Raw genomic sequence first — 23398 nt, forward strand, 5'->3', positions numbered from 1 at the left:
CTGGCGGCGTTACAGGGACCGTAACCGCATCGAGCGCATGTTCAACAAACTCAAGCAGATGCGCCGCATCACAATCCGCTACGACAAGACTGCCTTGTCCTTCATGAGTTTCCTCAATATCGCCGCAGCAAGGCTCTGGATCAGATCTTTTGTCAACGTGGCCTAACATGACGCGACCTGAACAATGGGTCTGGTCCCGGAGAGGATTACGTCCAGATATCAAGCTGCTTGAAGGGACTGAAGCTGCAAAACTCGATTTTTCAGGCATGGTTCTTCCAATATACCGCACAGATTTTTGGCAGTTACAGGGGAAGGCGGCGGTTGGTGCCACTAGCTTTAAGGTGACTCTGTCTCGCGGATCAGTTCAGGCTGGAGAACAGGCGGAAGCTGTTTGTGCACTGGATCTGACGCTCCTGAGCGGTGAAGTACGAGGTCTGTATGCTTTTGCGCAGACTTTAAGTGATCTTCCCATATGGCTGACGGGGGAGACGCTTCCCATGAGGGGAGTGCGGCTCGCGCTTGGGCAGTATGATGAGGATGTCACAGTTCAATCGGCGATACCTTTCGCAGGAGATATGACGGTTGGGAAAGGGTGGAGCCAGTCTGTTCGTGCTTTTCTGACGGTATTTCTTGCCGCGGAGCCTGCTGCTGAACACGGGAGCGTCGATGCTGTGCATGAGATGCGCGTCGCCGTCAGGCGGCTTCGAACGATCCTGAAAGCTTTTCGCCCTTTGTTGCCTAAGGGAGCGTTAGCGAATGAGATGTCAGTTTTTCAGCAAACTGGGCAGTTTCTTGGCAATGTTCGAGACTGGGATGTTTTTCAGACCGAAATTCTACCGGCTTATGTGAGCGGGGATATTGCGCGTGAATTCGTTCAGTTAGCCAAAGAAAAGCGAGTGTCTGCACTGGCGGAGATGCGACAGAAACTGACTGATCCGAGCATAACGTCTACGCTACTTTCTCTTGGACAAAGCACGGAAGACCCGGCAGCTCTTTTTGGAGCCGAGACTGCTGACGCGCTTTTGGAAGACCACGCGCCTGTTCTGCTTGATCGAATGGCGCGTAAAGTCCAGCAGCGGGGTCATCACATCGGGCACCTGTCAGACCGCCAGTTGCATGACGTCCGTAAATCTCTGAAGGGGCTGCGCTATAGTATTGAGAGCATTCTTCCTCTGTATAACGGGAGCCGCGTTGAAACCTACATGGGCCATTGCAAGGATTTGCAGGACCTGTTTGGTCGTTTCAACGATGCAGCAACGGCAGAGGCTCTGGTCAGGCAGGCGATAAAAGAAAGGCCGGACCTCGCCGAAGCAGGAGATGCTATTGTTCACATGGCGCATCGGGCGCGGAAAAAGATCCTTAAAAAACTTCCCAAGCGATGGAAGACTTTTTCGAAGGACGTCCCGTTCTGGTGTCAGTGAGTTATTTCCTTGTGTGTAGCGGAAACCTTGGGTCAAGCTCCGATTTATGATCCAAACGGGCAGCCAAAAAGCGTGACTGATTGCCGCAAGGAGCAAAAATCATGGAAAAACGCTGGGTTCTTCTGACAATCATTATCCTGATCGCCGGGCTTATCATGATACTGCTGTGGGCGAGACAGACCGACCCGGGCACGATTGGCCCGGATACGCATACGGAGAAGACGGCGCCCCAAGCTTTGAACGCGGCACATCCATATCTATGGAGCCCCGCGCACAATCAAAGAGTTTATGAAGTCGGCTGAGATTTGCTTCAGAAATTAGAACGGAGCGTAAACATGAAGTTCCGCGGCTCTCCGTAGTAGTTGTAGTAATACAGATTTCCCAGTCGCTGATAATATCGTTTGTTGGCGATATTGTTCAGTGTTGCGGAGAGGGAAAGATATTTGTTCCATTGGTATCCAGCCTGGATGGACCCAATAATGTATCCGCCCTGCGTCACGGTGCGGTTTGTTCCGAATGTACTTGTTTGAGCGTTGAACCCGCCGCCGATACTCCAGACATTCTTTTGTGCCCCGCGATATGGCTCGAACCGGTAGTGTGTCCAGAGCTTCCACAGATGCTTGGGCGAGTTGCCAGCATAGGTTAGGCCAGACTGTGTGGCGCTACCGTTATTGACGATCCGGTTGTCGTTATAAGTATAGCTGGCATTGATATCCCAGCCCTCAAGAGGACGGCCAATCAGCTCTGCTTCAGCACCTTGGCTGCGTGTCTTGCCTGTCGCGACGTAGCAGTCATCCACGCCACCGGGTCCACAGATAGCGCCGATGGTGCCGTTATAGATGGCTTCGTTTTTCTGAATAATTTTGTAGCCAGACAGGGTCATGCCCAGGTGCCCGTGGAAGAACTCTCCCTTGATACCACCTTCGAGCTGATTGCCTCGGACCGGTGCGAGGCGGCCGGTGGTATCAAACGCAGACTGAGGCGAAAAAGTCGAAACGTAGCTGACATAAGCCGTGACATTCGGCCACAGGTGCAGAACGCCGCCGATGTAAGGGGTCAGGATGCCCTGCTGGTCGATATCGGTGCTGGTGGCACCAACAGTTGGGGAAATACGACGTGTCTTGCTGACATACCCGCTCACCCGGCCACCAATCAGGATGGAAAAGCGTGAAACAGGCTTGATCTGTGCCTGACCATACACGCCCCACTGCGTGGATGGCTCCCAGTAGCGATTGGTAATGGTAGGGAGAGCCAGAGACGGAATGGCATTGTTCGCATTAATCGGGATACCGGCGAGCGCCGTGTAGGTCCGGGAGTTTGCACTGGCACCGCCGCCTTCATAGAGATAGCGATCGTAGTTCGCTCCCATCATCAGAACATGTTTCTGCCCGAAGAGGTGAAGCGGCCCGGTGACGTATGCGTCCAGGCCATCATTCGTCTCGTCATACCGTGTATTGGCTGCGACGAAATTGCCAGTCTTTGCGGACGCGTTATACGCGTTGAGATAAGCGTATTGGAGTGTGGTGGCTGCGGTTCGGTGACGGTAGTTGAGGCGCCCGCGCCAGCCATGAGAGAAAAGATGCTCCAGTTGTGCTTCAACTTCAGTCATCGGGACTTCGGATTTGCCCCAGTTGGCCCCCACCAACGTGCTCGTCGGCAGATTCAGATCCGCGCCATTACTGGCACGGGGAAGCCCCATATAACGGGTTGTATCGTTGCTTTGAGACGTCACGGAGACTGTCAGGGTGTCATGGCGCGTTAAGTGCACATCTGTGACGCCATAAATCGTCCAGCGACGATCATAGGCATTGTTGTAGAACTGGTTGCGGTCGGTGCCTGCGACGACAAGTCGGGCTGAGACAATTTTCGAGTGCGCGAGAGGGCCGCCGACATCAAGGGTGGCATGGTAATTGTTCCATGAGCCAGCCGAGAATGACGCATTGCCCTGAAAGTCATCAGTCGGGCGCTTGTGGACGAAATTGACACTCCCGCCGGGTGTGCTGGAGCCTTGAAGCATGCCGTCTGGTCCACGCAGGACTTCAATACGATCATAGATGGCCAGATCATACTGTTGGCTTAAAGTCAGCCCACTCATAGACGGAACACCGTCATACTGAGCCTGTAGCGTGAAGCCTCGGGCAGTGTAACCCCCCGTTCCGTCGCCATACATATTGACGTTCACGCCCGCGACCTGTTTGAGCGCAGCATCAACCGTATTGAGGTTCTGGTCTTTCATCTGCTGGCTGCTGAGGACCGAGATGGATTGTGGAACGTCCAACGGTTTGAGGAGCATTTTCGTCGTGGAGACCGCAGAAACCGTGTAAGTGCCGGTACCATCCGTAGAGGCATTGCGGCGATGACCCTGCACCAGAAGCTGCTCAATGCTGCCGGGGGTCTCATCTTCTTGTGACGCGTGTTTCTGTTGCGTGCTCTGCGATTTTGGTGAAGCGGAACGTTCCTCTTTAAGACCGGTCGTTGAAGCTGATTTCTTACGAACTTCTGGAGATACGTCATCAGTGGTCGCGGCAAAGGCGCCATTCCACGTACCTGACAGCAAAAGTGCTGTAAAAAGCATTGGGCCTAGATGTGTACGTTGAGGAACGTTCGACGCTGGAAGTCTCATGGAAAGGGCTAACTGCCTCCTGGAAAATGAATTTTCACGAGAATTTCAGCTGACTTTCCCGTATTTCTAAAGTTACAAATGATATTCATTCTCAGAAACTTCAATCTTTAATTCACGCACCTTCGCAGTTGTTACATTGTAGGCAGCATTCCTGCGATGTTGAGCGGGCAAGTCGTTCGTACAAAAAATAATTATGAAAATTGGTGTTTTTCAAGAATCGCTTCGTAAAAGACGTTTTCCTGTCGAATCAGCTAAGAACTGGCCTTCACGGTCTGCCTTTGAATGCCAAGCCCTTCGATTTCCAGCTCTACGACATCCCCTGGTTTGAGATAGACTGGGTGAGGCTTGATGCCCATTCCGACGCCGGCAGGTGTGCCTGTGGCAATGATATCGCCCGGCATCAGGGTCATGTAGTTGCTGACATGTGAAATGATGCTGCGGACGTCAAAGATCATGTTGGAGGTATGCCCCGTCTGCCGACGGTGTCCGTTGACATCTAACCGCATGGAGAGCGCTTGCGGATCGGCGATCTCATCGGTCGTCACAAGCCATGGTCCCAAGGGCCCGAATGAGTCGCAGCCTTTGCCTTTGTCCCACTGGCTTGTCTGCATCTGAAATGAGCGTTCAGAGACATCATTGGCGACACAATATCCCGCAACATGCTCCAAAGCCTTCTCCGGGGAGACGTAGGACGCTTTTGTGCCAATAATGACTGCGAGTTCGACTTCCCAGTCCAATTTGGTGGCATGTTGGGGGATCAGAATACCATCGCTCGGACCCGTCAGGGCAGAGATGGCTTTCATGAAGACGATTGGCTCTGAGGGGAGGGGAAGGCCTGCTTCCTCGGCATGATCCCGATAGTTCAGGCCAATGCAGATATACTTTCCGGCACCTGAGAACGGAATACCGTAGCGTGGTGCTTCTGAAACGACAGGGAGAGTGGTCGGATTAATCGCCCGCAAGGCGTCCAGCTGCTCTGGAGACAGGTGGGCAACTGTAATATCAGGCAAAATCCCTTTGAGGCTTCTCAGGATGCCAGTGTCATCAATGAGTCCAGGTGTTTCTTGATCCAAGGGACCAAAACGACAGAGCTTCATCCTGCGACACTTTCTGTCCAGAATAGGAAAGCATGAGATTAGGCATGTTTTGGTTCCTCTTCCAAGGGATTGAGGGGCCTCCATTGTTCAAATTGATAACTTCAGTTATTAATATGTTATAACATACGTGTTTGACTATATGGGAGTTTCGGTTATGCCCCTGCTCAATGATGGTTCCCCGGAAGGGGATGAAAAGGGAACGCAGTGAAATGCTGCGGCTGCCCCCGCAACTGTGAGCGGTGAGGCTGATCACGATGGGTTCCGGGAACCCGGCCACTGGGGCGTCAGCCTTGGGAAGGCTCGCGATCTGCCGATGATCCGCAAGCCAGGAGACCTGCCATCGAAAATGGTCATGGACGAAGCGAAAGGGCGGGGTGCACCGGACGCAGCAGGATGTTTTTCCTGCTCATCGTAGTGACGCATTGTTGAGTGAAGTTTGCGTTATCCATGAGGAAAATCAGTTTTGTCGGTGTGTTGCCCGTCGCGGCATTGACCGTTTTTCAGCCCGCGTTCGCCCAGACAGAAGACGTCAGGAAGGCGGCAGCCAAAGCGAAAGAAGAGCACATTACGGCGCACGGTCGGGCGCAGCCGCTGAAGGATAGTGCTGTTATCGGGGGCAGACTTGGGCTGACAGTTCAACATAATCCTACGACGATCAATGTGATTCAGCGCAGCGTGATGGAACAGCGCGGCTATGTGCACGCTGAAGACGCCGCAGACAGTGCACCGGGCGTTTCTTCCGGTGGATCGCCAGGAAGTCCGGCGCAGATGATGATGCGCGGCTTCAGCGGAAATCAGGTTCTGATCCTGCGAGATGGCATTTATTATGGCCCGACCACGATGGTGAACCGTCCGCTCAACAGCTTCAATCTTGAGAGCGTTCAGGTTCTCAAGGGGCCGTCGTCTGTTCTGTACGGGCAGGGCGCTGTTGGCGGCACGGTGGACATGCGAACGCGTGATCCTGCGTTTGATGGGCCGCATGCCAATGCTCTGGTATCTTATGGCAGTTTCAATACGTGGAATGCTGGCGTGGGCGGTTCGGTTCCCATTACCGACACTTTGGCCATTCGAAGTGATTTCAGTCGTACCTCGTCTGATGGATACGTTGCTGGCGCAGATCCACACAGCAACGATTTCACGACAACGTTGCTCTGGCACCCTTCGAAGAAATTTACAGCCCGCTTTGGCGTCGACTATCTGACAGATCGCTTGTCGACGTACTATGGAACCCCTTTGGTCCCGCTGGCTCAGGTCCATGATGGCGTAGGTGGCCTGCTGTCGTCTTCCAAGGGATTAGGCGTAAGCCGGTCATCGCTCTGGCGGTATTACAATGCCAAGGATGCAAAAGCTGGCTCGGTTAATGTGACTCCGACGCTCCATCTGACGTGGCAGCCAACGGAGAACATGACGTTCCACAATAAAACCTATGTCCTTTATGCCAAGCGCAACTGGAATAACGCTGAATCCTACAGCTATATCGGTTCAGCCGGGCAGACGGACGCAGCGGGAAATGCCATTGCACCCGGTCGGGTCGGCCGGGATCGGTTCTATGTTTATATGAACCAGCATCAGGTTGGTGACACGCTGGATGGCCAGTTTGATTTCCACGTTTTCGGAATGAAGAACCGTCTGGTCGTCGGTGGAGACGCGTATTATGTGCGGCTCATCCGGAACCGTGGTTTTCCGGACGCGACATATGCGGACAGTGTTTCTCTGAGTAGTCCTGAGAGTACGGCCGTCGGAAGTTTTGCTGGGGAGTATCCATATACAAAATCTCCCACGACCATGGTGGACGCAGGCATCTTTATGGAAGACGTCCTGACCGTGAGGGACAATCTGCGTGTAGTGGGTGGATTTCGCTATGACTGGCTGAAACTGGACCGCCAGAATTATAGCCAGTCCGGTGCGTTCAATCCTGCGACCAGCTTTAAGGGGAACTACAATCCTGCCAACTTCAGGATTGGCCCTGTTTATGATCTGACAGACAACATCAGCCTCTACGGCGTGTACACAACGGCTGAAGATCCGCCGGGCTCCAATATCTTCCTGGTTAATAAAGGCCAGTTTTCACGCTTGAGTCAGTCCAGGCAGGGAGAAATCGGCGCCAAGGGTTCTTTCTGGAAAGGGCGCCTGTCCTCTACGCTGTCTCTGTACGATATCAGCCGTACCCGAGTTCTCGTTGCCACCGGTGTGGACAGCGTGGCAACTGCGGGCGTTCAGAAGTCACGGGGTGTGGAATGGCAGGGGGACCTCACGCTGGGCAAACACTGGAGCCTGTCGGGAAATGTCGCCTATACGTGGTCTCGTTATGGATCATTCCATCCCTCAGCGTCAGTGAATGCTTCCGGGAACGAGGTCCCGAACGTTCCGGCTGTAACGGCCAACCTGTGGGGTGTCTGGTCCCGGGTTGCAGATCTGCCGGTCGATCTGGGGGCTGGAATGCGTTACGTATCTGCCCGCAAGGGCGATTACGCCAACACCCTGAGTCTGAAAGACTATGCGCTCGTCAATCTTTTCGCGGCATGGCATGCCTATAGCGGCGTGACGGTTTATGGCCGGGTAGACAATGTAGGCAACAAGCACTTCATCCAGTGGGCTGACACCAGTTATCCGAGTGAAGTGATGCTGGGGGCGCCGCGGTCCTTCTCGATCAGTGTTCAGGCCGGTTTCTGATCGTGTCTGAGGTTGTGCTTCAGACGCATGGTGTCGGGTATGACCGCATACTCTCTTTGACGGATTTCTCCGTCAGGGAGGGTGAGCATGTTGCACTCATTGGCCCGAATGGTGCAGGGAAAAGCACGCTTCTGAGGCTCCTCGCGGGATTAATTTCGCCCACGGAAGGGGAGATAGTTCTGGAAGGAACGCTGCTCAGTACCCTGTCCAGACCAGCGGTAGCGCGGGAGATTGCGTGGCTTTCCCAGACCGATGATGTAACTCCTGAATTCATAGTTGAGGATTATATCGCACTTGGTCGTCTCCCGTTTCGGGGCACTGTCCAAGCGCAGCAGGATACTGCGAATCTGCAAACAGCAATCCAGTATTTCCGTGTCGAACCTTTTTTAAAACGGCCGATTTGCAGTCTTTCTGGTGGTGAGCGTCAGCGTGTGATGCTGGCGCGATGTCTGGCCCAGACCCCCAAAATACTGTTGCTGGATGAGCCCACGAATCACCTGGATCTTGCGGCCAGAGCAGAGCTTCTAAATCTGCTTCGTGACCTCCCTCTGACAATCGTGGCCGTCCTGCATGACCTGTCTTTCGTGCCTGATTTTGCGCCGAGAACTCTCTTGATGAGGGACGGAGAAATCATTTTGGATGGGGCGTCTTCTGAGGTTTTGCTCTCTTCGGAACTAGGGTGTGCGTTCGGCTTGAATGTTCATTCCGTTCAACTGGATGATGGCAGCACGACGTTCGTTTTTAGGCCGCGAGGCGCATGAAAACGCCTACCTTTATGCTGTTTCTGGGGTTCTGTGGCTTTGCCGTGCAAACGGCCTTCGCCTACCCGGTTACCGTGCAGAGCTGCGGGAAGCCCGTAACGATCACGCATCAGCCAGAGCACGCTGTCATCCACGACGTTAATATGGCGGAAATGGCTTTTGCTCTGCATTTGCAGCCCTATATTCGTGGTTTGACCGGGATATCAGGCTGGAACAAATACACACCGGGTTTCAAAGCTCAGCAAGGTGATATCCCGGAAATTGCAACTCACTATCCCAGTCTTGAACAATTGCTTGATGCCGGAACAGATTTTTTCTTTGCAGGCTGGAATTATGGGATGCATGTCGGTGGAGATGTGACACCCGAGACCTTGGCAATTCAGGGTATCCCGACGCTTGTTCTGTCTGAAAGCTGCTTCCGGGCCGGACACTCTACAGCTCTCCCGACATTAGACCTTCTGTATGGCGACGAAGAAAAACTTGGACAGGTTTTCGGCCGGGAGCAGCAGGCTCGGCAATTGGTCGAAGGCTGGCAGAGGCGCGTTCAGCACATTCAGGATCGTCTCAAGGGCCATCACCCGTTACGTGTTTTTCTCTATGACAGTGGACGCGACCGGCCATTTACAGCTGGCCAATATGCCCTTGCGACAGAGCTGATCCGGCTGGGCGGGGGCGAAAATATTTTTCGTGATTTACCAACAAACTGGGGTGCTGCTTCGTGGGAAAACGCGGGTTTGCGTGATCCTGAAGCTATCTTGGTGATGGATTACGGGGCAGGTGTTTCAGACAGTCTGAAATTTCTGCGAAGCCAGCCATTGCTGATGGAGAGTACGGCCCTGAAGACAAACCGTATTATGGTTGTGCGCTATGATGAAATGACGCCGTCTCCCGCGAATATCGATGTGATCGAAAAAATTGCAGCCTTTCTCCATCCGGACGCAGCACCTTAGATGAAGCGTGTTCTTGGCATCAGCGCTTTGCCGGCTCTGAGTGTGCTGGCATTTTTGGAAGTTACGCTCGGAAGTGCTTCTCTTCGCTGGCATTCGTTGCACGCGGGACTTTTGGCCGGTCCAGCCAGCCATGATATTGCCGCCCGGATTATCTGGTCCCTGCGAATGCCAAGGCTGGTTCTGGCTTTCTTGACCGGAGCAATTCTTGCCGGTGCAGGGGCACTTCTTCAGGCCGTAACCCGCAACCCCTTGGCAGATCCGTTTCTCTTCGGGTTGTCCTCGGGCTCAGCAACAGGGGCTGTTGCTGTCATCGTATTGTTGGGGGACGTTTTCGGCGTCTGGACGATCGCTTTTGGTGCCGTCGGTGGGGCATTTCTGGCAACCTCAGCACTTCTGTTGCTGGTATCGTTTAGATCCCGGTCTGGCGCACGGGTCTCAACGGAACGGATGCTGCTGTCTGGACTGGCGATTTCCTTCGTCTTCTCTACTCTGACAAACCTGCTGATTTTCTGGGGTGACCGTAATACGGCGCAATCCGTTCTGTTCTGGACGATGGGCAGTTTTTCCGCCGCTCGCTGGTCGGCCCTGCCACTTGTCGTGTTGGGGCTTCTGCCCGTGATCTTCGGTAAATGGGCTTTTGGCGCTGATCTGGATGCCTTGATGGCCGGGGAGGAAACCGCAGCGTCCCTTGGGGTGCAAACAAGAAAGCTACGGCTTTGTGTTCTTGCCCTTTGCGCGTTTAGCTGTGCAACGACAGTGGCTTTGTGTGGGCCGATCGGCTTCGTCGGACTGATTGTGCCTCATCTCATAAGGCCCATCTGGGGACGGTCTGTTCAGAATATCCTTATCCCCGCTATGGTCGCGGGGGGGATGCTGACAATCCTTTCAGATCTTCTCAGCCGCTGTCTTTTGCCGTCTCAGGAGCTGCCAGTTGGGATAGTCATTTCTGCGATAGGTGCTTGTTTCCTGATGGGGCTTCTGACACGGCGTTGATGTGTATTTGGCGCGTTTGCTTCAGAGAGACACCGTGATACCGCCGTCCACATACAAAACATGGCCACTCACAAACGAAGATGCGCCGGAAGCAAGGAAAATACAGGCCCCTGTCAGCTCATCAAGCTGTCCCCATCGACCCGCAGGTGTGCGCTTCTCCAACCACGTTGAAAATTCTGCATCATTTACGAGTGCAGCGTTGAGCGGCGTATCGAAGTAACCCGGCGCAATGGCATTGCACTGAAGGCCGTGTCTTGCCCACTCGGTCGCCATCCCCTTAGTCAGATTCCCTACGGCACCCTTGGTGGCCGTATAGGGGGAGATATTTGGGCGGGCGAGGGCCGTCTGGACGCTGGCAATATTGATGATCTTACCCTGCCTACGGCCTAGCATATGTCTTGCAACAGCCTGTCCAACATTGAAAATGGAGGTCAGGTTTGTTTGAAGAACCTTCTGAAACATTTCTGGTGGGAAGTCTTCCAAGGGCGCGCGGTGCTGCATTCCTGCATTGTTGACCAGAATATCAATAGGCCCGGTATCTTCTTCAAAGCGATCGATTGCCGTTCGAACAGCTGCATGGTCGGTCACGTCAAAAACAAGTGTCTCGACACCTCCCAGTTCCTCGGCTGCGGCCGAGAGTTTGGAAGCATCCCGCCCATTCAGAACAACTTCAGCGCCCGCCGCTTGCAGGCCTTTGGCCAGACTGAAGCCGATACCTTGAGACGATCCCGTAATCAGAGCGCGACGTCCCGTCAGGTCAAAAAGAGATACACTCATGGAAAATCCTTCTTCCTTTGCTGTGTCAGCGCTCTGTCAACGCGGATCAGATGAACATTGAAATACCAACGCAGAAGACCAGTCCCAGAACGGCAATGATCGTTTCCAGAACTGACCAGGTCTTGATTGTCTGCGGCACGGTCAGGCCAAGATATTCTTTCATCTGCCAGAAGCCGGCATCGTTCATGGGGCCGAAAGCCACGGACCCTGCGCCGGTGGCAATCACCATGAGTTCTGGCGATACGCCCTGCGAGTGCGCGAGGATCGGACCCGCGATGCCGGAGGCCGTACTCATTGCAACGGTAGAAGACCCGCAAGCGACGCGGACGATCGCGGCCAGAAGCCATGCGAGCACGAGAAGTGGAACGTGCGCGCTGACGGCAGCGTCCGTGATGGCTTTCGAGACGCCACTATCAATGAGTTCACGACCAAAGCCCCCGCCTGCACCCACCAGAAGCATGATCAGGGCCGTTGGGCCAAGACACTCATTGGTGAAGCGAAGAATGGTTTCTCGTGAAAAGCCGCGGGCTAATCCTAGCACGTAAAACGACATGACGGTTGCCAGAAGCAGCGCAATGTCCGTGTTGCCGATGAAGTGCAGGAACATGTTTGGTGCGCTTCTCGGAGTCGTAAACATGTCTGCGGAAGAGCCGATCAGCATCAGGATGACCGGGCATGTGATGGTCAGGACCGTAACCGTAAAGCCTGGGAGGTTTGTCGGGATTTCACGCCGTACAAACTGTTCTGCCAACGCATTTTTTTCTGTGATCAGAACACGGGGGCTGATGAAGCGCGCAAATAGCGGGCCTGAGATGGCCGCAATCGGTGTTCCCAGCAGAACGCCCCAGAAGATCGTTGTTCCCGTGTTGGCGTGATAGGCCGAGAGGGCGAGCAGCGTTGCCGGGTGAGGCGGGATCATGGCGTGCGTAACGGAAAGCGCCGCCCCCATGGGAAGGGCCACTCGCAGCAGCGATGTTTCCGTTCGGGCTGCAAGAACGAAAGCGAGCGGGAAGAGCAGGACAACGCCAACTTCGAAGAAGACTGGCAGTCCCACAAGCAGGCCAATCACCATCATCGCCCAGTCAATCCGTTGACGACCAGCGCGCTCTGAAATTGTCAGGGCAATCCGGTCAGCACCGCCGGACTCAGCCAGCATTTTGCCCAGCATGGTCCCGAGCGCAATGATCGTGCCAACGTGCCCGAGGACGTGTCCGGCACCAGCTTCGAAAGATGCGACAACCTTGTCCGCAGGCATACCCGCGCAAAGAGCCAGCAGAATAGAGACGCTGAAGAGAACGATGAAAGGGTTCAAACGAAAACGCGCAATGAGTACGACGACTGCAATGATTGCGGCTGTTGCCAGCAGAATGGCAAAGGTTGTTGTCATATGGAACGCAGCCCTGTCAGAACGAGGAAACAGTTCAGAAGCGGAAACCAGAAAAAACCCTTACGTGAGAGGCTCCTGCAGAGAACTAAAACTTTCTCAGACCCATACGCCGATTGCCTCAAAGAACGGATGTAAAGTCTGCGTCATGATCTCGGCAGAAGGCTTCCACCATTGCTCAAATGCACGAGTTGAAGAATATGGTAGCTGTGAATTTTTAAATTATTCCTGCATTTTTCGGTCCTGACCCAACAGTAATGAAGCGCCTGAATGACGGGAACTTGAACGCAACGCATCAGTGAAGTGCTGCGTCAGGAGTCTGTACGGTGACAATGGCTACGGCTTTGTCGGTTCGTGCTACGATGCCGTACGTCTGCACGCATTGACCTCAAGGACCACACAATGATCCCGTTTTCCGTTCTTGATCTCTCAATCATCACACGGGGCGCAGGCCCTCGTGAAGCGTTCAGGAATACAATTGATTTTGCCAAACTAGCGGAAAATCTGGGGTTTCATCGGTACTGGCTGGCTGAGCACCATTCCATGCCGGGAATTGCGTCCGCGGCAACGGCCATTCTGATCGGTCAGGTGGCTGGGGCAACGACCCGTATTCGGGTGGGCTCTGGCGGGATCATGCTCCCAAATCACTCGCCACTTGTTGTCGCAGAGCAGTTCGGAACATTGGAGACGCTCTTTCCGGGCCGCATAGATCTGGGTCTGGGCCGGGCACCAGGTGCTGACCAGAGAACGGCTCGTGCTTTGCGGCGCGATCCGTCGGCGCCTGACAGGTTTCCGGAAGATGTGGTTGAGCTTCTGCATTACTTCGAGCCCATGGCGGCGGAAGATACGCATTTGATACGTGCCATTCCCGGAATGGGCCTGCGCGTTCCGGTCTGGATTTTGGGGTCGTCTCTGTTTTCGGCCGTTCTGGCCGCCCAGTTGGGGCTACCGTACGCCTTTGCATCTCACTTCGCGCCAGCGCAGATGGAAGAGGCCATTGCTCTCTATCGGTCGCGGTTTGAGCCGTCCGAGAGGTGTGCGCGGCCTCATGTGATGCTGACAGTCAATGTCATTGCAGCGGATGAGGAAGCAGATGGCAAGCGCCTGGCGACGTCACTATACCAGTATTTTATGGCTTTGCGCCGCGGGCGGCCTATCGCGTTCCCACCTCCTGTCAACAATGTCCTGTCGTTGTGGTCGGCAGAGGAGCAGGCGCTCCTTGAGCAGACACTGGCTTATACGTTTGCCGGGTCCAGAGAGAGTGTGACGGGACAACTGAGACACTTCCTGGAACGTCACAAGCCTGACGAGTTGATGGTGGCAGTCCCGATTCATGATCAGGACAGCCGCAAGCGCTCGCTTGAAATTACAGCCAGGATCAAGGCAGACGTGGGAGCTTGATCAAGCCTGTGACATGCGCCGTTGCAGGTTCTGATGGATTTGAATGAACAGGTCTCTCTGGGCGTGGCTGCCACCAATGTCCTGCAAGTGAGGAAGCGCAGCGTTGAAAGAGAGCAGGGCTGAAGCGTTTTCATTGTGAAGATAGGCGTTCAGTCCACGGGCTAGAGGAATGCCTACCAGATCCCACGCTCGCTGATCTGGCAGGTTTTGTCCAGAGAGGCCCTCGATACGTCGCAGCAGATGCTGCCCTTCCGGACGATGGGCGCGGAGTAGTCCGTAAAGATATTGCAGGGTCAGAAAGGGCTGACTGACATCGTCCTGTCGTGAAGTGAGCCAGTTCGCCAGGTCCGTCCATCGGTCCTCGACATCAGCTCCCGCAAGCTCCAGACGGACCAGAAGGGATACTGCGCCAACCTGATCCTGTGAGAAGCTGCGTTCTCTGGTCCAGCAATGCTGGTCATAAACGGAGACAGCGTCGCTTACCCGATTGCGTGCAAGGTAAAAGAGAGCCAGATGCCACCACAGGTGCGTGTCCATGAAGGAGGTCAGCGTTTTCCAGCCAGCAGACCGCTCTTCAAGAAACGCGGTACCTTCATCAATGCGTCCCTGCGTCAAAAAAACATGAGCAAGGGCATGTTGGGCCCACGGCTCCGATGCATCCATGGCAAGGGCTGTGCGGGCAGAACGCTCAGCAGCAGGTAAATCGTGGCACTGCTCATAGGCAAAAGCCAGCATACCGTGCAGGGCGGCAACGTCTCCGGCGGCATCTTCGCTGCGTAACGCAACGGCCAGCATGTCCTCAAAGCGGCCCCGAATGAAATCGTGGTACTGACGAAGCTTCAAAATCACCAGATCACGCGGCCACTGGGCGAGTATACGATCTGTCAGGCGAATAATAGCCTCTGGATCGTCCGCAATAGAGGCCTCCAGAACTGAAAACAGAAGCTTTTCACGCGGAAGGGCATTGGTAACGGATTGAGCTGCGCGTTCATGATATCGGCGCGCTTCTGATGGAACATCACCTGTTTCAGACAGCATCCAGAGCAGACCGGCATAGGTGTTCGCCAGGCAGTCTTCTGACTGATCTGCAACTTCAAGAATTTTGACCAGACGCAGGTCATAGCCAAGGTAACCAAGGATAAAATCATTGATGCCAGCGATCGTGGACGCTTGGTCAGCAGAAATATCGTTGTTTAAAACGTCCTGAGTCATGGCGCCTCTCCGGGAGAGGGGGAAAGTCGCTGAAGTTCTTTTTCAATGTACTGGTTTACGATAACAGGCTGTTCCAGCATGATCTGATGACCACAGTCTGGCAGGATATCCAAAGTGCTGGTGGGGAGAAAATCATGCACTTTTCTGACTTCCGTCAGAGGGACGATGCCATCGTTCTGACCAGCAAGAATATGCACGGGCTTATCAAAATGGCGCAGGATTTCCGTATTGACCGGGGCCGCGCCGGAACGAACAGCATTGATCATGAACAGGCTGTTACGCTTCGTTGCCTGACGCTCGGTTTTGAGTATCTCTGGATCTACGTCTGGAGCCCATGCCAGCTTCTCGAAGCGCGCCTGTAAAGCCGGTCTTGCAAACGAGGCGATCCAGAAGGGCAGACGGTCCATCCAGTTTCCAAACATCGGCCCCTCTAGGGAGGGGGCAAGAGATGCCGGTCCCAACAGAATGAGGCCATCAACGGGTATGTCCTCTCCAGCAGCAAGTAATCCGGAAATCCATTCCAGCGTGATGCGACACCCAAAAGAATGAGCGACGATGATGCGTTTGCGCGAGGGGAACGCTGCCAGAACAGCGGCAAGGTCTTGTACCGAAAACCGACTGGCAAAAACCTGTTCGTGCTTGGAGCGCGCACTCTCGCCATGTCCAAGCGCATCCCATGCGACGAGATTGATGGGCTCTTTGGAAAATCGGTCCCACTGCAGTCGCCACTGCTGACGGTTCCCACCCAATCCGTGCACGAAAAAGAGCGTTGTGTCGCTTCCAGCCTGTTTTGAAGAGACGGCAAGCCTGCGGCCTGGAACGCGGAAGAATGTTTCTGCTGGTGGAAGTGTCTCAGTCATGGCTGGTATTCCTTCCAAAACGTTCCTGCCACGTGGGGCGAGTGGGCTCACCTGGCAAGGGCGATGCCTCATAAACGCCACGCGCGATCGCTCGGGCTGTGACCTGCGTGGCCGTATGCAGAATTTCGGTCCACTCCTCAATGGAAGCGGGCGCGGGTGCATCGCCTGTAGCGATACCGAACACTGCGTCTCCGTCCTGCGGAAGATGCGCGGGGAAAACGCCACGTGCGACGCCATCCTGCGCCAAAACGGCCAGCCGTTTGGCTTGCGCTTTCGTCAGGGTGGCATCAGTTGCAATAACGCCGATTGTGGTTCCAGCGACGTAATTCGGCTTCATGCGGAGTTTGAGGTCATCTGCTGTCAGATGTGGCGGGAAGCCGTGCCCTCCGAACTCCTCACTTTGTTCGAAAGGCGCGCTCCAGAAATGCGGTCCGTCTCCAATCGTGGCCGTCCCGACAGCATTGACGACCATAAGCGCTGCGACCGTGTGCCCGCTGGAGGTTATGGCGCTGGCTGATCCAAGCCCCCCTCTCACGGTCGCGGTGGTTGCGCCCGTTCCGGCGCCTTCGGTCCCTAGTTTGAAGGGACCGTGACATGCTGCTTGTGCGGCCTGATAGCCAAGTTCCGCATAAGGCGAGTATCGTCCCCAGTCCTGATCGCCGCCGTTCACGAGGTCAAAAAGACTGGCCTGCACCACAATAGGCACGCGGACCTGGCCGTCTGGCGTGGGAAGAGCGTCAAACTCTTCTCTCAGCCATGCCTGCACGCCGGCGGTTGCATCCAGACCATACGTCGATCCACCGGACAGCACGATGGCGTGAATGCCATCCACCAGCATTTCTGGCTCCAGAAGCGCATTTTCCCGAAGTGCAGGGGCTCCGCCAAGAAAGCTGCCTGAAGCGACAACTGGCCGGTCGAACATAAGCGCCGTGACGCCAGTTCTTTGTTGAACATTGCGCACATTTCCAACGCGAATGCCCGGAATGTCCGTGATGAGATTATGGCGGATTCTGGAAGTCATGGCACGTGTGATTTCAGAGGCTAGCGTTAATGAGGGCACGGGTTGTCGGGTGTTGGGGGTGTGTCAAAACGTCCGCTGTGGGCCCCGTTTCGACAATTCTCCCACCATCTAAAACAGCAATACGATGTGAAATGTGCCGAATTACAGCCAAGTCATGGCTGACAAAAATATATGACAACCCATGACGCTCCTGCAGATCCAGCAAAAGGTTCAGAACGATGGCCTGAGTGGAGACGTCCAGCGCCGAAACAGCCTCGTCGGCCACGATAACATCGGGGCGGGTTACAAGCGCGCGAGCAATTGCGATACGCTGTCTCTGGCCTCCGGAAAATTCCCTCGGATAGCGGCTGATGGCGTCTTGCGGCAGAGCTACGTCCGCCAGTACGTCAAGAACACGACGGTTCCTTTCTTCAGCACTCAAACCGGTCTGATAAAGAGGTTCTGCGACGATTTTTCCAACCGTCTGCCGAGGGTCCAGAGCTCCTTGGGGGTCTTGGAAAATCATCTGGATGTGGGGTCTGAAACGGTGTCGGGCAACGCCGGTGATGGACGTAATATCCTGTTCTTCAAAGAAAATTTGACCACTTTTCGCACCGACTAAACCCGTGAGGATACGAGCCAACGTAGATTTTCCGCTCCCTGAGGACCCAACGAGCCCCAGTGTTTCGCCCTTATCTACGTGAAGCGAGACATCTTGTAGAATGGTCTTCGGTTTCCGCGAGCGAAGCAGCGATGTTCCCCGGCCTGCAACATCGTACTGGATATGTCTGGCTTCCAGAAGATGGCTCATGGCTCCACCCCAGACGCCAGATTTTCTGGCACTGGCAGGCGTGTCAGCGGCGGATGGTTCACTCCGTGCAGGGACATACTCAGTAAAGCACGTGTGTATGGGTGCTGAGGTGCTGAAAAAAGTCTTTCCGTCCTTGCGCTTTCCACGAGTGTCCCGTGTTGAAGAACCAGAACATGACGGGCTTTATGGCGGATCAGACCCAGATCATGGGAAATCATCAGAATGGCCATCTGATTTTCAGCAGCAAGATCCTGGACTAGATCCATGACCTCTGCTTGGGTTTGGCTATCCAGAGCGGTTGTGAACTCGTCAGCAATCAACAGTGCTGGTTTGCACGCGATTGCGATAGCCAGGAGCACACGCTGTCGCTGACCGCCTGACAGCGTGTGAGGGTAGTCGTTTGCTGAAACCCCTGCGCGACTAAGGCCAACACGATCCAGAAGCTGATGAACGGCCTCTTTGATTTCGCGACCTGTCATGGGGGTGTGCAGTCGGAACGTATCCCCGATTTGCTGACCAATCCGACGGATTGGGTTAAGCGCGGTCATGGGTTCCTGAAAAACCATGGCAATCTTCTGACCGCGCAGGTTTCGAAACTGGCGCTCCGGAAGAGAAATGAGGTTGTGGTCTTCAAATAGAGCCTGACCTGACGTTTCAAAGCCATCAGGGAGCAGTCCCATAAGAGTACGGGCAAGCGTGGATTTTCCCGACCCAGACTCTCCTGTGACAGCAACGGTTTCACCAGCGTTTATGGTGAAGGACAAAGGATGCAAAATAGCTGTGGAGCCAGCATGGACTGACAAATTTTGAACAGACAGAAGGCTCGTCATGACGGCTGTCCTTTCAGTCGATTGAAAGGACGCTCCAGAAGGTCACGCAGGCCTTCGCCAAGCAGATTAAACCCGAGCACCAGAACCATCACGGTCACACCTGGAATTGCAACAAGCAGGGGATGGTCAAAAATATGGATTTGATAAGACGCGAGCGTTCGTCCCAGATCCGGCTGAGGGGGCGGTGCCCCAAGCCCCAAGTAGGATAGGCCGGCTTCTGAGAGAATGGCCAACGCTAAAGACGTCGATGCATGAACGATCAGGATAGGCGCGATGTTCGGAAGAACATGGCGAAGGATCGTATCGATTGAGTTTAGTCCGGCCATGCGTGCGGCTGCAATGTAATCGAGCACAAGAATGGAGTGTGCAGCCTGTCGGGTAATTCGGATCTGAGCTGGGATGCCGAAAAGCGCAATAGCCAGAATTTCGCCAGTGGCAGAGGCGCCTTGCGCTGTGACGAGCATGGCGGCGATCAGAATAGGTGGAAAAGCCAGCCCCAGATCTGCTGTGCTCATCACGGCTTTGCCACGCAAACCGCCGTAAGCAGCGACGAGCCCCAAGGCTGTCCCAATGACTGTTGCCAATGTCACCGCAATTACAGCGATTACCGTGCTGTTGAAAGCCCCTGTCAGGACATAACTCGCAATGTCACGTCCGAACGGGTCCGTCCCCAGTGGGTGAGAGAAAGAAATCGGAGCGTAACGATGCGCGATATCAATCAGAGGAGAGCGGCCACCCCGCCAGATCCACGTAAGTGTTGCTGGAATAAGGCACGTCAGAAGAAGGGCGCTTCCAGCAATCAGGCTCCTGTTCGTGCGAAGCCGGGTCATGCACTTTCTCCTGCAAGGCGCGGGTCTAACCAGCGCACAACGATGGAAAGTGCCAGATTGAGCAGAAGAACACCCGCGACAATCAGCATGACAAGGTTCTGTACGACCGGAATGTCACGCTGGTTCACGGCCTCCAGAAGCAGTTTTCCGCAACCGGGAATATTGAACACGCTTTCGACAATGATTGCCCCAGTCACCAGAACGGGAAGCTGAATGCCGATCAGTGTCAAAACTGGGATAAATGCGTTTGGAATGGCGACTTTCCAGAGAACGCTCTTGTGGCTGTAGCCTTGAGCACGTGCTGTCCGGATAAAGTCCTGGTTCAGAACATCGATGAGAGAGGAGCGCATGAAGCGTGCTGTGATGGCTGCCTGTGGGATGGCCAGGGCGACTGTGGGCAGGAAAAGAGCGCGCAGTCCGGTGAAAAATCCTGCGTTCCAGCCGGTAAATCCTCCTGCCGGAAACCAGTGCAGCGTCAGGGAAAACAGCAGCGTCATCATCATGGCCAGCCAGAAATCCGGAATGGATTTGAGGAACTGCAACGTTGCCATGACGGCAAGATCAAGACCTTTCCCACGATGAGTGGCCGCGATGGCTCCCGTGGGTAACCCAATGAGAAGAGCGAGGCCCGTCGCCAGAAGGATCAGAGGGAGGGTGCTCTGGAAGCGCTCAAGGATCAGCCCACGAACGGGGACATCATAGGCGTAACTCGTTCCAGCCTCTCCATGCAGCAGGCCAGAAATCCAGCGTAGATATCGTGTTGCGGGGGAAGCATCGAGGCCTAGCTGGTGATGGAGAGCCGCAATGCTGTCCGGGCTTGCATCCAGCCCAAGCATCACTGTGGCAGGATCTCCCGGAAGGAGGTTCAACAGAGCGAACACGATCACACTGGCGACTGCGAGCACCATCAGTCTTCCTGAAATGGCAGAGGCAAGATTGGTCATCATGGTTGCCACGTCACATCTGCCATAGGGCAGGCTGCGATCTGCTGCTTAATCCATAAGCCGGAGATACGCCGGTTCAGAACTGTGTCCCGAGGGCGGGAATACAGGAAGACGTTGGGCTCGTCCTGCGCGAGACGATCTTGCAGTGCGATGGAGAGCCGATGCCGATCCTTCGCGTTGTCGCTGGCTTCATACTGTTCGAATAGCTCATGAAACTGCGGATTTTTGTAATGAAAGTAGATGTTATCCCGATCGTAGATCCCGATGTCATGCGGCTCTGTATGGGCAATGACTGTCATGTCAAAAGAGCCCTGCCCAAAAACGCGTCCCAGCCATGATGGCCATTCCAGCGGCTGCAACGTGACGATCAGGCCAACCTGCTCCAGATAAGCGGCAACGATTTCGCTTGTATCGCGAGCATAGGTGATGGGCGGGTAAGAGAGCGTCAGCTGCGTCCCCGGTTTGATGCCAGCCTCTTTGAGAAGCTCCCGTGCACGTTCCGGATTGTATGGATACCGATCGGGGAGTGCAGCATAGTCTGGGTCATTGGGAGCCATATGAGATTGCAGGACTGTCCCGTCTCCATCGGCCCCAGCCTGAATGAGGGCCTTTCGATCGATGGCGTAGGCAAGAGCCTGACGGACGCGCAGGTCATTGAATGGCCTGCGAGCGTTGTTCAGTGCCAGAATGGCTTTGAACGGAAAGGTTCCACGCACGACCTTGAGGTTCGGGTTTCCTGCAAAACGGCCGAGAATTTCAGGGGCAGGGAACGAGGGATAAGCATCCAGCTCTCCAGCCAGAAGTGCATTGCTGGCAGCAAGCGGATCAGGCATGAACCGGAATGTGACAGCCTTCAGTTCTGGCGTCTTTCCCCAATAATCGGGATTACGGGACAGGGTGACATGATCGCCTCTTTGCCAGGCTTGAAAAAGGAACGGTCCTGTCCCTATGGGATGGCTGGCGTTCTTGTCAGCTGATGAGGGTGACAGGATGGAGGCATCATTCCACGCAAGTTCATAGGTGAAGCTGCCATGGGCTTTTTTGAGTGTGATATCTGCGTGGGTGGTGTCGGGGCAGCTCACATCCGCGATGTTTGTAAAGAATGTACGGTCGGGGTTTGTGCTGGACGTCGCCCCTGCACGCAAAAGGGAAAACCGCACATTTTCACAGGTTAGGAGTGTCCCATCATGGAAATGAACGTTTTCTTGCAAAGCAAAATGATAAACGCGACCCTCGTCTGAGATAGTCCAAGCCCGTGCAAGCAGGGGCTGGACGTGCCCGTCACGGTCCAGTCGGGTCAGGCCCTCATAGACGTTGTTGTATGTGATTGTGCCGATGGCCTCGCTTGGGCTGCGGGTTGGGTCCAGGCCAGGCGGCTCAATGGAGACGCCAATGCTCATTGTATCGCGCGTCTGGGCCAGTGCGGACGTGCCCAGAATCAGGCCTGCCATGGTTAAAAGCGCAAAAGTTGACTTCATGGGGTCTCGCCGGGAGCCGGGCGCTTGAGGCCAAGATGCTCGCGCAGGGTGGAGCCTTCATAGGCAGTGCGAAACAGGCCGCGTCTCTGAAGTTCTGGCACCACATGATCCACAAACGTTTCAAGGCTCTGCGGCAGAATGGGAGGCATGACGTTAAACCCGTCTGCCGCACCTTCCACAAACCACTCTTCAAGCTGATCTGCAATCTCCTTGGGACCACCATAGATGGACCAGTGCCCGCGCGCGCCGCTGACTTCGAGATACAGGTCTCGCAGGGTCATGTTGCGCTTCTTAGCCATTTCTACGAGCAGTGTCTGGCGGCTGCGGTTTCCGTTGAAGTCGGCTGGAGCTTCTGGAAGGGGCGCATCAAGGGGCAAACCACGTAGATCTGTGCCCGTCATGCCTCCTAATAGGAACAGCCCGACGTCAGGGTGAGTAAGTTCATCAAGTTCACCCTTTAGATCTTCCGCTTCCATCTGCGTGCGACCAACAAGCGGATATACGCCTGGCATAACTTTCAGAGATGCAGGGTCACGCCCGATTTCTGTCATGCGGCGGTGGAGATCGAGGCGGAAAGCTTTTGCTTCCTCAAGGTCTTGCTGGGCGGTGAAGACCATTTCGGCAGTTTCCGCAGCCAGTTGGCGCCCCGGCTCGGAAGAGCCCGCCTGCACGAGAACAGGTCTACCCTGCGGCGAGCGGGGAATATCGATCTGACCCGCTGCAGAGAGAAACTCGCCTTTGAAATCAAATGGGCGCCGACCTTCAGGCGCGAAGAATGCTCCGCTTTCTGTATCTCTCAGGAATGCATCGTCGGTCCAGCTATCCCAGAAATTCTCTACAATCTGTGCAAATTCGCGGGCCTGACGGTAACGGTCTGCATGAGGGACATGGCTAGGACGTCCGTAATGAATGGACTCCTTGACGTTGGCTGTCGTGACAAGGTTCCATCCGGCGCGTCCGCCGCTGATCTGGTCAAGGGAGAGGAACTGCCGGGCAAGGTGATAAGGCACCGAATAGGTCGTGCTGACAGTACCAATCAGGCCGATCTTATCTGTTGTGGCAGCCAGTGCGGAAAGGAGCGTCAGAGGTTCAAAAGACGCCGCATATGTCATCCTGCGGAAGCCATTGATTGTCGCTTCGTCAATGGAGCTTGTAAAATCAGCGATAAACACGGCATCAAACAGCCCCCGTTCAGCGAGGCGTGCCTGTTCAAGCTGGCGTTTGAAATTGCTTCCTGCGTCAGGGGCAGATCCTGAGTGGCGCCAGGCTGCCGCATGATGGCCGGTCGGGAGAAGAAATGCGGCGAGTTTCATCTGGGGAGCCATGGATCTTGATCTCTTGCTTATGTCGCGG

The 23398-nt window shown here is 54.9% G+C and carries 20 protein-coding genes and 1 riboswitch; of the genes, 7 read left to right on the forward strand and 13 right to left on the reverse strand.

The features are described from left to right. Positions 1 to 167 precede the first annotated feature (167 nt). Both HK24_RS06700 and HK24_RS06705 read left to right on the forward strand, forming a co-directional pair. Entirely contained in the window at positions 168 to 1421 is a 1254-nt protein-coding gene (locus HK24_RS06700) for a CHAD domain-containing protein (protein WP_086633816.1), read from the forward strand. Positions 1422 to 1522: 101 nt separating this feature from the next. Then, on the forward strand, positions 1523 to 1723 hold the full coding sequence (locus HK24_RS06705) for a hypothetical protein (RefSeq protein ID WP_064274452.1): 201 nt from the start codon (positions 1523 to 1525) through the stop codon (positions 1721 to 1723). An 8-nt stretch (positions 1724 to 1731) separates the two neighbouring features. On the opposite strand, the gene HK24_RS06710 is transcribed toward HK24_RS06705, so the two are convergent. Further along, the gene (locus HK24_RS06710; RefSeq protein WP_233126156.1) at positions 1732 to 3996 is read right to left on the reverse strand and encodes a TonB-dependent siderophore receptor; all 2265 of its coding nucleotides are present in this window, start codon (positions 3994 to 3996) and stop codon (positions 1732 to 1734) included. 299 nt (positions 3997 to 4295) lie between these two features. Continuing rightward, positions 4296 to 5141: a fumarylacetoacetate hydrolase family protein gene (locus HK24_RS06715; RefSeq protein ID WP_086633818.1), complete on the reverse strand. Its 846-nt coding sequence runs from the start codon at positions 5139 to 5141 to the stop codon at positions 4296 to 4298. Between the two features lie 154 nt (positions 5142 to 5295). After that, positions 5296 to 5498, forward strand: a riboswitch (cobalamin riboswitch). Positions 5499 to 5588: 90 nt separating this feature from the next. Between HK24_RS06715 and HK24_RS06720 the strand changes: the two genes are divergently transcribed. The 4 genes from HK24_RS06720 to HK24_RS06735 are packed head-to-tail and all read left to right on the forward strand — an operon-like array spanning position 5589 to position 10518. Then, the gene (locus tag HK24_RS06720) at positions 5589 to 7814 is read left to right on the forward strand and encodes a TonB-dependent siderophore receptor (RefSeq protein WP_086633819.1); all 2226 of its coding nucleotides are present in this window, start codon (positions 5589 to 5591) and stop codon (positions 7812 to 7814) included. A gap of 2 nt (positions 7815 to 7816) precedes the next feature. Further along, on the forward strand, positions 7817 to 8575 hold the full coding sequence (locus tag HK24_RS06725) for an ABC transporter ATP-binding protein (RefSeq protein WP_086633820.1): 759 nt from the start codon (positions 7817 to 7819) through the stop codon (positions 8573 to 8575). Further along, on the forward strand, positions 8572 to 9525 hold the full coding sequence (locus tag HK24_RS06730) for an ABC transporter substrate-binding protein (RefSeq protein ID WP_233126157.1): 954 nt from the start codon (positions 8572 to 8574) through the stop codon (positions 9523 to 9525). The genes HK24_RS06725 and HK24_RS06730 overlap by 4 nt, the downstream gene beginning before the upstream one ends. After that, positions 9526 to 10518 carry an iron ABC transporter permease gene (locus HK24_RS06735; RefSeq protein WP_086633822.1) on the forward strand — a complete coding sequence of 331 codons (993 nt, stop codon included), beginning with the start codon at positions 9526 to 9528 and terminating at the stop codon, positions 10516 to 10518. A 21-nt stretch (positions 10519 to 10539) separates the two neighbouring features. Here HK24_RS06735 and HK24_RS06740 read toward each other — a convergent pair whose 3' ends face one another. Together HK24_RS06740 and HK24_RS06745 are read right to left on the reverse strand one after the other, a co-directional pair. Further along, positions 10540 to 11295, reverse strand: coding sequence for an SDR family oxidoreductase (locus HK24_RS06740; protein ID WP_086633823.1), 756 nt, complete (start codon positions 11293 to 11295; stop codon positions 10540 to 10542). Between the two features lie 46 nt (positions 11296 to 11341). Further along, a complete protein-coding gene (locus tag HK24_RS06745; RefSeq protein ID WP_046901908.1) occupies positions 11342 to 12682 on the reverse strand; it encodes a gluconate:H+ symporter in 1341 nt (446 codons plus the stop codon). A gap of 399 nt (positions 12683 to 13081) precedes the next feature. Between HK24_RS06745 and HK24_RS06750 the strand changes: the two genes are divergently transcribed. Continuing rightward, positions 13082 to 14080, forward strand: coding sequence for an LLM class flavin-dependent oxidoreductase (locus HK24_RS06750; RefSeq protein ID WP_086633824.1), 999 nt, complete (start codon positions 13082 to 13084; stop codon positions 14078 to 14080). On the opposite strand, the gene HK24_RS06755 is transcribed toward HK24_RS06750, so the two are convergent. Genes HK24_RS06755 through HK24_RS06795 form a run of 9 tightly spaced genes read right to left on the reverse strand, consistent with a single transcriptional unit; the run spans position 14081 to position 23370 of the window. After that, positions 14081 to 15292, reverse strand: a complete 1212-nt coding sequence (locus HK24_RS06755) for a tetratricopeptide repeat protein (RefSeq protein WP_086633825.1) — start codon at positions 15290 to 15292, stop codon at positions 14081 to 14083. Beyond that, positions 15289 to 16152 carry an alpha/beta fold hydrolase gene (locus HK24_RS06760; protein WP_086633826.1) on the reverse strand — a complete coding sequence of 288 codons (864 nt, stop codon included), beginning with the start codon at positions 16150 to 16152 and terminating at the stop codon, positions 15289 to 15291. Before HK24_RS06760 ends, HK24_RS06755 begins: the two co-directional genes overlap by 4 nt. Then, on the reverse strand, positions 16145 to 17173 hold the full coding sequence (locus tag HK24_RS06765) for a P1 family peptidase (protein ID WP_086633827.1): 1029 nt from the start codon (positions 17171 to 17173) through the stop codon (positions 16145 to 16147). The genes HK24_RS06760 and HK24_RS06765 overlap by 8 nt, the downstream gene beginning before the upstream one ends. A gap of 13 nt (positions 17174 to 17186) precedes the next feature. Next, positions 17187 to 17963, reverse strand: a complete 777-nt coding sequence (locus HK24_RS06770) for an ATP-binding cassette domain-containing protein (RefSeq protein WP_086633828.1) — start codon at positions 17961 to 17963, stop codon at positions 17187 to 17189. Next, positions 17960 to 18793, reverse strand: coding sequence for an ABC transporter ATP-binding protein (locus HK24_RS06775; RefSeq protein ID WP_086633829.1), 834 nt, complete (start codon positions 18791 to 18793; stop codon positions 17960 to 17962). Before HK24_RS06775 ends, HK24_RS06770 begins: the two co-directional genes overlap by 4 nt. Continuing rightward, positions 18790 to 19623 (reverse strand): ABC transporter permease, encoded by an 834-nt coding sequence (locus tag HK24_RS06780; protein ID WP_086633830.1) that lies wholly within the window; start codon positions 19621 to 19623, stop codon positions 18790 to 18792. The genes HK24_RS06775 and HK24_RS06780 overlap by 4 nt, the downstream gene beginning before the upstream one ends. Continuing rightward, a complete protein-coding gene (locus HK24_RS06785) occupies positions 19620 to 20570 on the reverse strand; it encodes an ABC transporter permease (RefSeq protein ID WP_233126158.1) in 951 nt (316 codons plus the stop codon). The genes HK24_RS06780 and HK24_RS06785 overlap by 4 nt, the downstream gene beginning before the upstream one ends. Continuing rightward, a complete protein-coding gene (locus HK24_RS06790; RefSeq protein WP_086633831.1) occupies positions 20567 to 22045 on the reverse strand; it encodes an ABC transporter substrate-binding protein in 1479 nt (492 codons plus the stop codon). The genes HK24_RS06785 and HK24_RS06790 overlap by 4 nt, the downstream gene beginning before the upstream one ends. Beyond that, positions 22042 to 23370 (reverse strand): LLM class flavin-dependent oxidoreductase, encoded by a 1329-nt coding sequence (locus HK24_RS06795; RefSeq protein ID WP_086633832.1) that lies wholly within the window; start codon positions 23368 to 23370, stop codon positions 22042 to 22044. Before HK24_RS06795 ends, HK24_RS06790 begins: the two co-directional genes overlap by 4 nt. Positions 23371 to 23398: the final 28 nt, after the last annotated feature.

Origin of the sequence: Gluconobacter sp. DsW_058 (assembly GCF_002153615.1) — a bacterium.
GTDB classification, from domain to species: Bacteria; Pseudomonadota; Alphaproteobacteria; order Acetobacterales; family Acetobacteraceae; genus Gluconobacter; species Gluconobacter cerinus.

Bases quoted from the DNA above. Each gene is read 5' to 3' on its own strand.
- HK24_RS06785 (WP_233126158.1), bottom strand. From the start codon at position 20,570: ATGATGACCAATCTTGCCTCTGCCATTTCAGGAAGACTGATGGTGCTC.
- HK24_RS06755 (WP_086633825.1), bottom strand. From the start codon at position 15,292: ATGACTCAGGACGTTTTAAACAACGATATTTCTGCTGACCAAGCGTCC.
- HK24_RS06720 (WP_086633819.1), top strand. From the start codon at position 5,589: ATGAGGAAAATCAGTTTTGTCGGTGTGTTGCCCGTCGCGGCATTGACC.
- HK24_RS06765 (WP_086633827.1), bottom strand. From the start codon at position 17,173: ATGACTTCCAGAATCCGCCATAATCTCATCACGGACATTCCGGGCATT.
- HK24_RS06745 (WP_046901908.1), bottom strand. From the start codon at position 12,682: ATGACAACAACCTTTGCCATTCTGCTGGCAACAGCCGCAATCATTGCA.
- HK24_RS06795 (WP_086633832.1), bottom strand. From the start codon at position 23,370: ATGGCTCCCCAGATGAAACTCGCCGCATTTCTTCTCCCGACCGGCCAT.
- HK24_RS06715 (WP_086633818.1), bottom strand. From the start codon at position 5,141: ATGAAGCTCTGTCGTTTTGGTCCCTTGGATCAAGAAACACCTGGACTC.
- HK24_RS06775 (WP_086633829.1), bottom strand. From the start codon at position 18,793: ATGACGAGCCTTCTGTCTGTTCAAAATTTGTCAGTCCATGCTGGCTCC.
- HK24_RS06730 (WP_233126157.1), top strand. From the start codon at position 8,572: ATGAAAACGCCTACCTTTATGCTGTTTCTGGGGTTCTGTGGCTTTGCC.
- HK24_RS06760 (WP_086633826.1), bottom strand. From the start codon at position 16,152: ATGACTGAGACACTTCCACCAGCAGAAACATTCTTCCGCGTTCCAGGC.
- HK24_RS06705 (WP_064274452.1), top strand. From the start codon at position 1,523: ATGGAAAAACGCTGGGTTCTTCTGACAATCATTATCCTGATCGCCGGG.
- HK24_RS06790 (WP_086633831.1), bottom strand. From the start codon at position 22,045: ATGAAGTCAACTTTTGCGCTTTTAACCATGGCAGGCCTGATTCTGGGC.
- HK24_RS06770 (WP_086633828.1), bottom strand. From the start codon at position 17,963: ATGAGCCATCTTCTGGAAGCCAGACATATCCAGTACGATGTTGCAGGC.
- HK24_RS06700 (WP_086633816.1), top strand. From the start codon at position 168: ATGACGCGACCTGAACAATGGGTCTGGTCCCGGAGAGGATTACGTCCA.
- HK24_RS06710 (WP_233126156.1), bottom strand. From the start codon at position 3,996: ATGCTTTTTACAGCACTTTTGCTGTCAGGTACGTGGAATGGCGCCTTT.
- HK24_RS06780 (WP_086633830.1), bottom strand. From the start codon at position 19,623: ATGACCCGGCTTCGCACGAACAGGAGCCTGATTGCTGGAAGCGCCCTT.
- HK24_RS06750 (WP_086633824.1), top strand. From the start codon at position 13,082: ATGATCCCGTTTTCCGTTCTTGATCTCTCAATCATCACACGGGGCGCA.
- HK24_RS06735 (WP_086633822.1), top strand. From the start codon at position 9,526: ATGAAGCGTGTTCTTGGCATCAGCGCTTTGCCGGCTCTGAGTGTGCTG.
- HK24_RS06740 (WP_086633823.1), bottom strand. From the start codon at position 11,295: ATGAGTGTATCTCTTTTTGACCTGACGGGACGTCGCGCTCTGATTACG.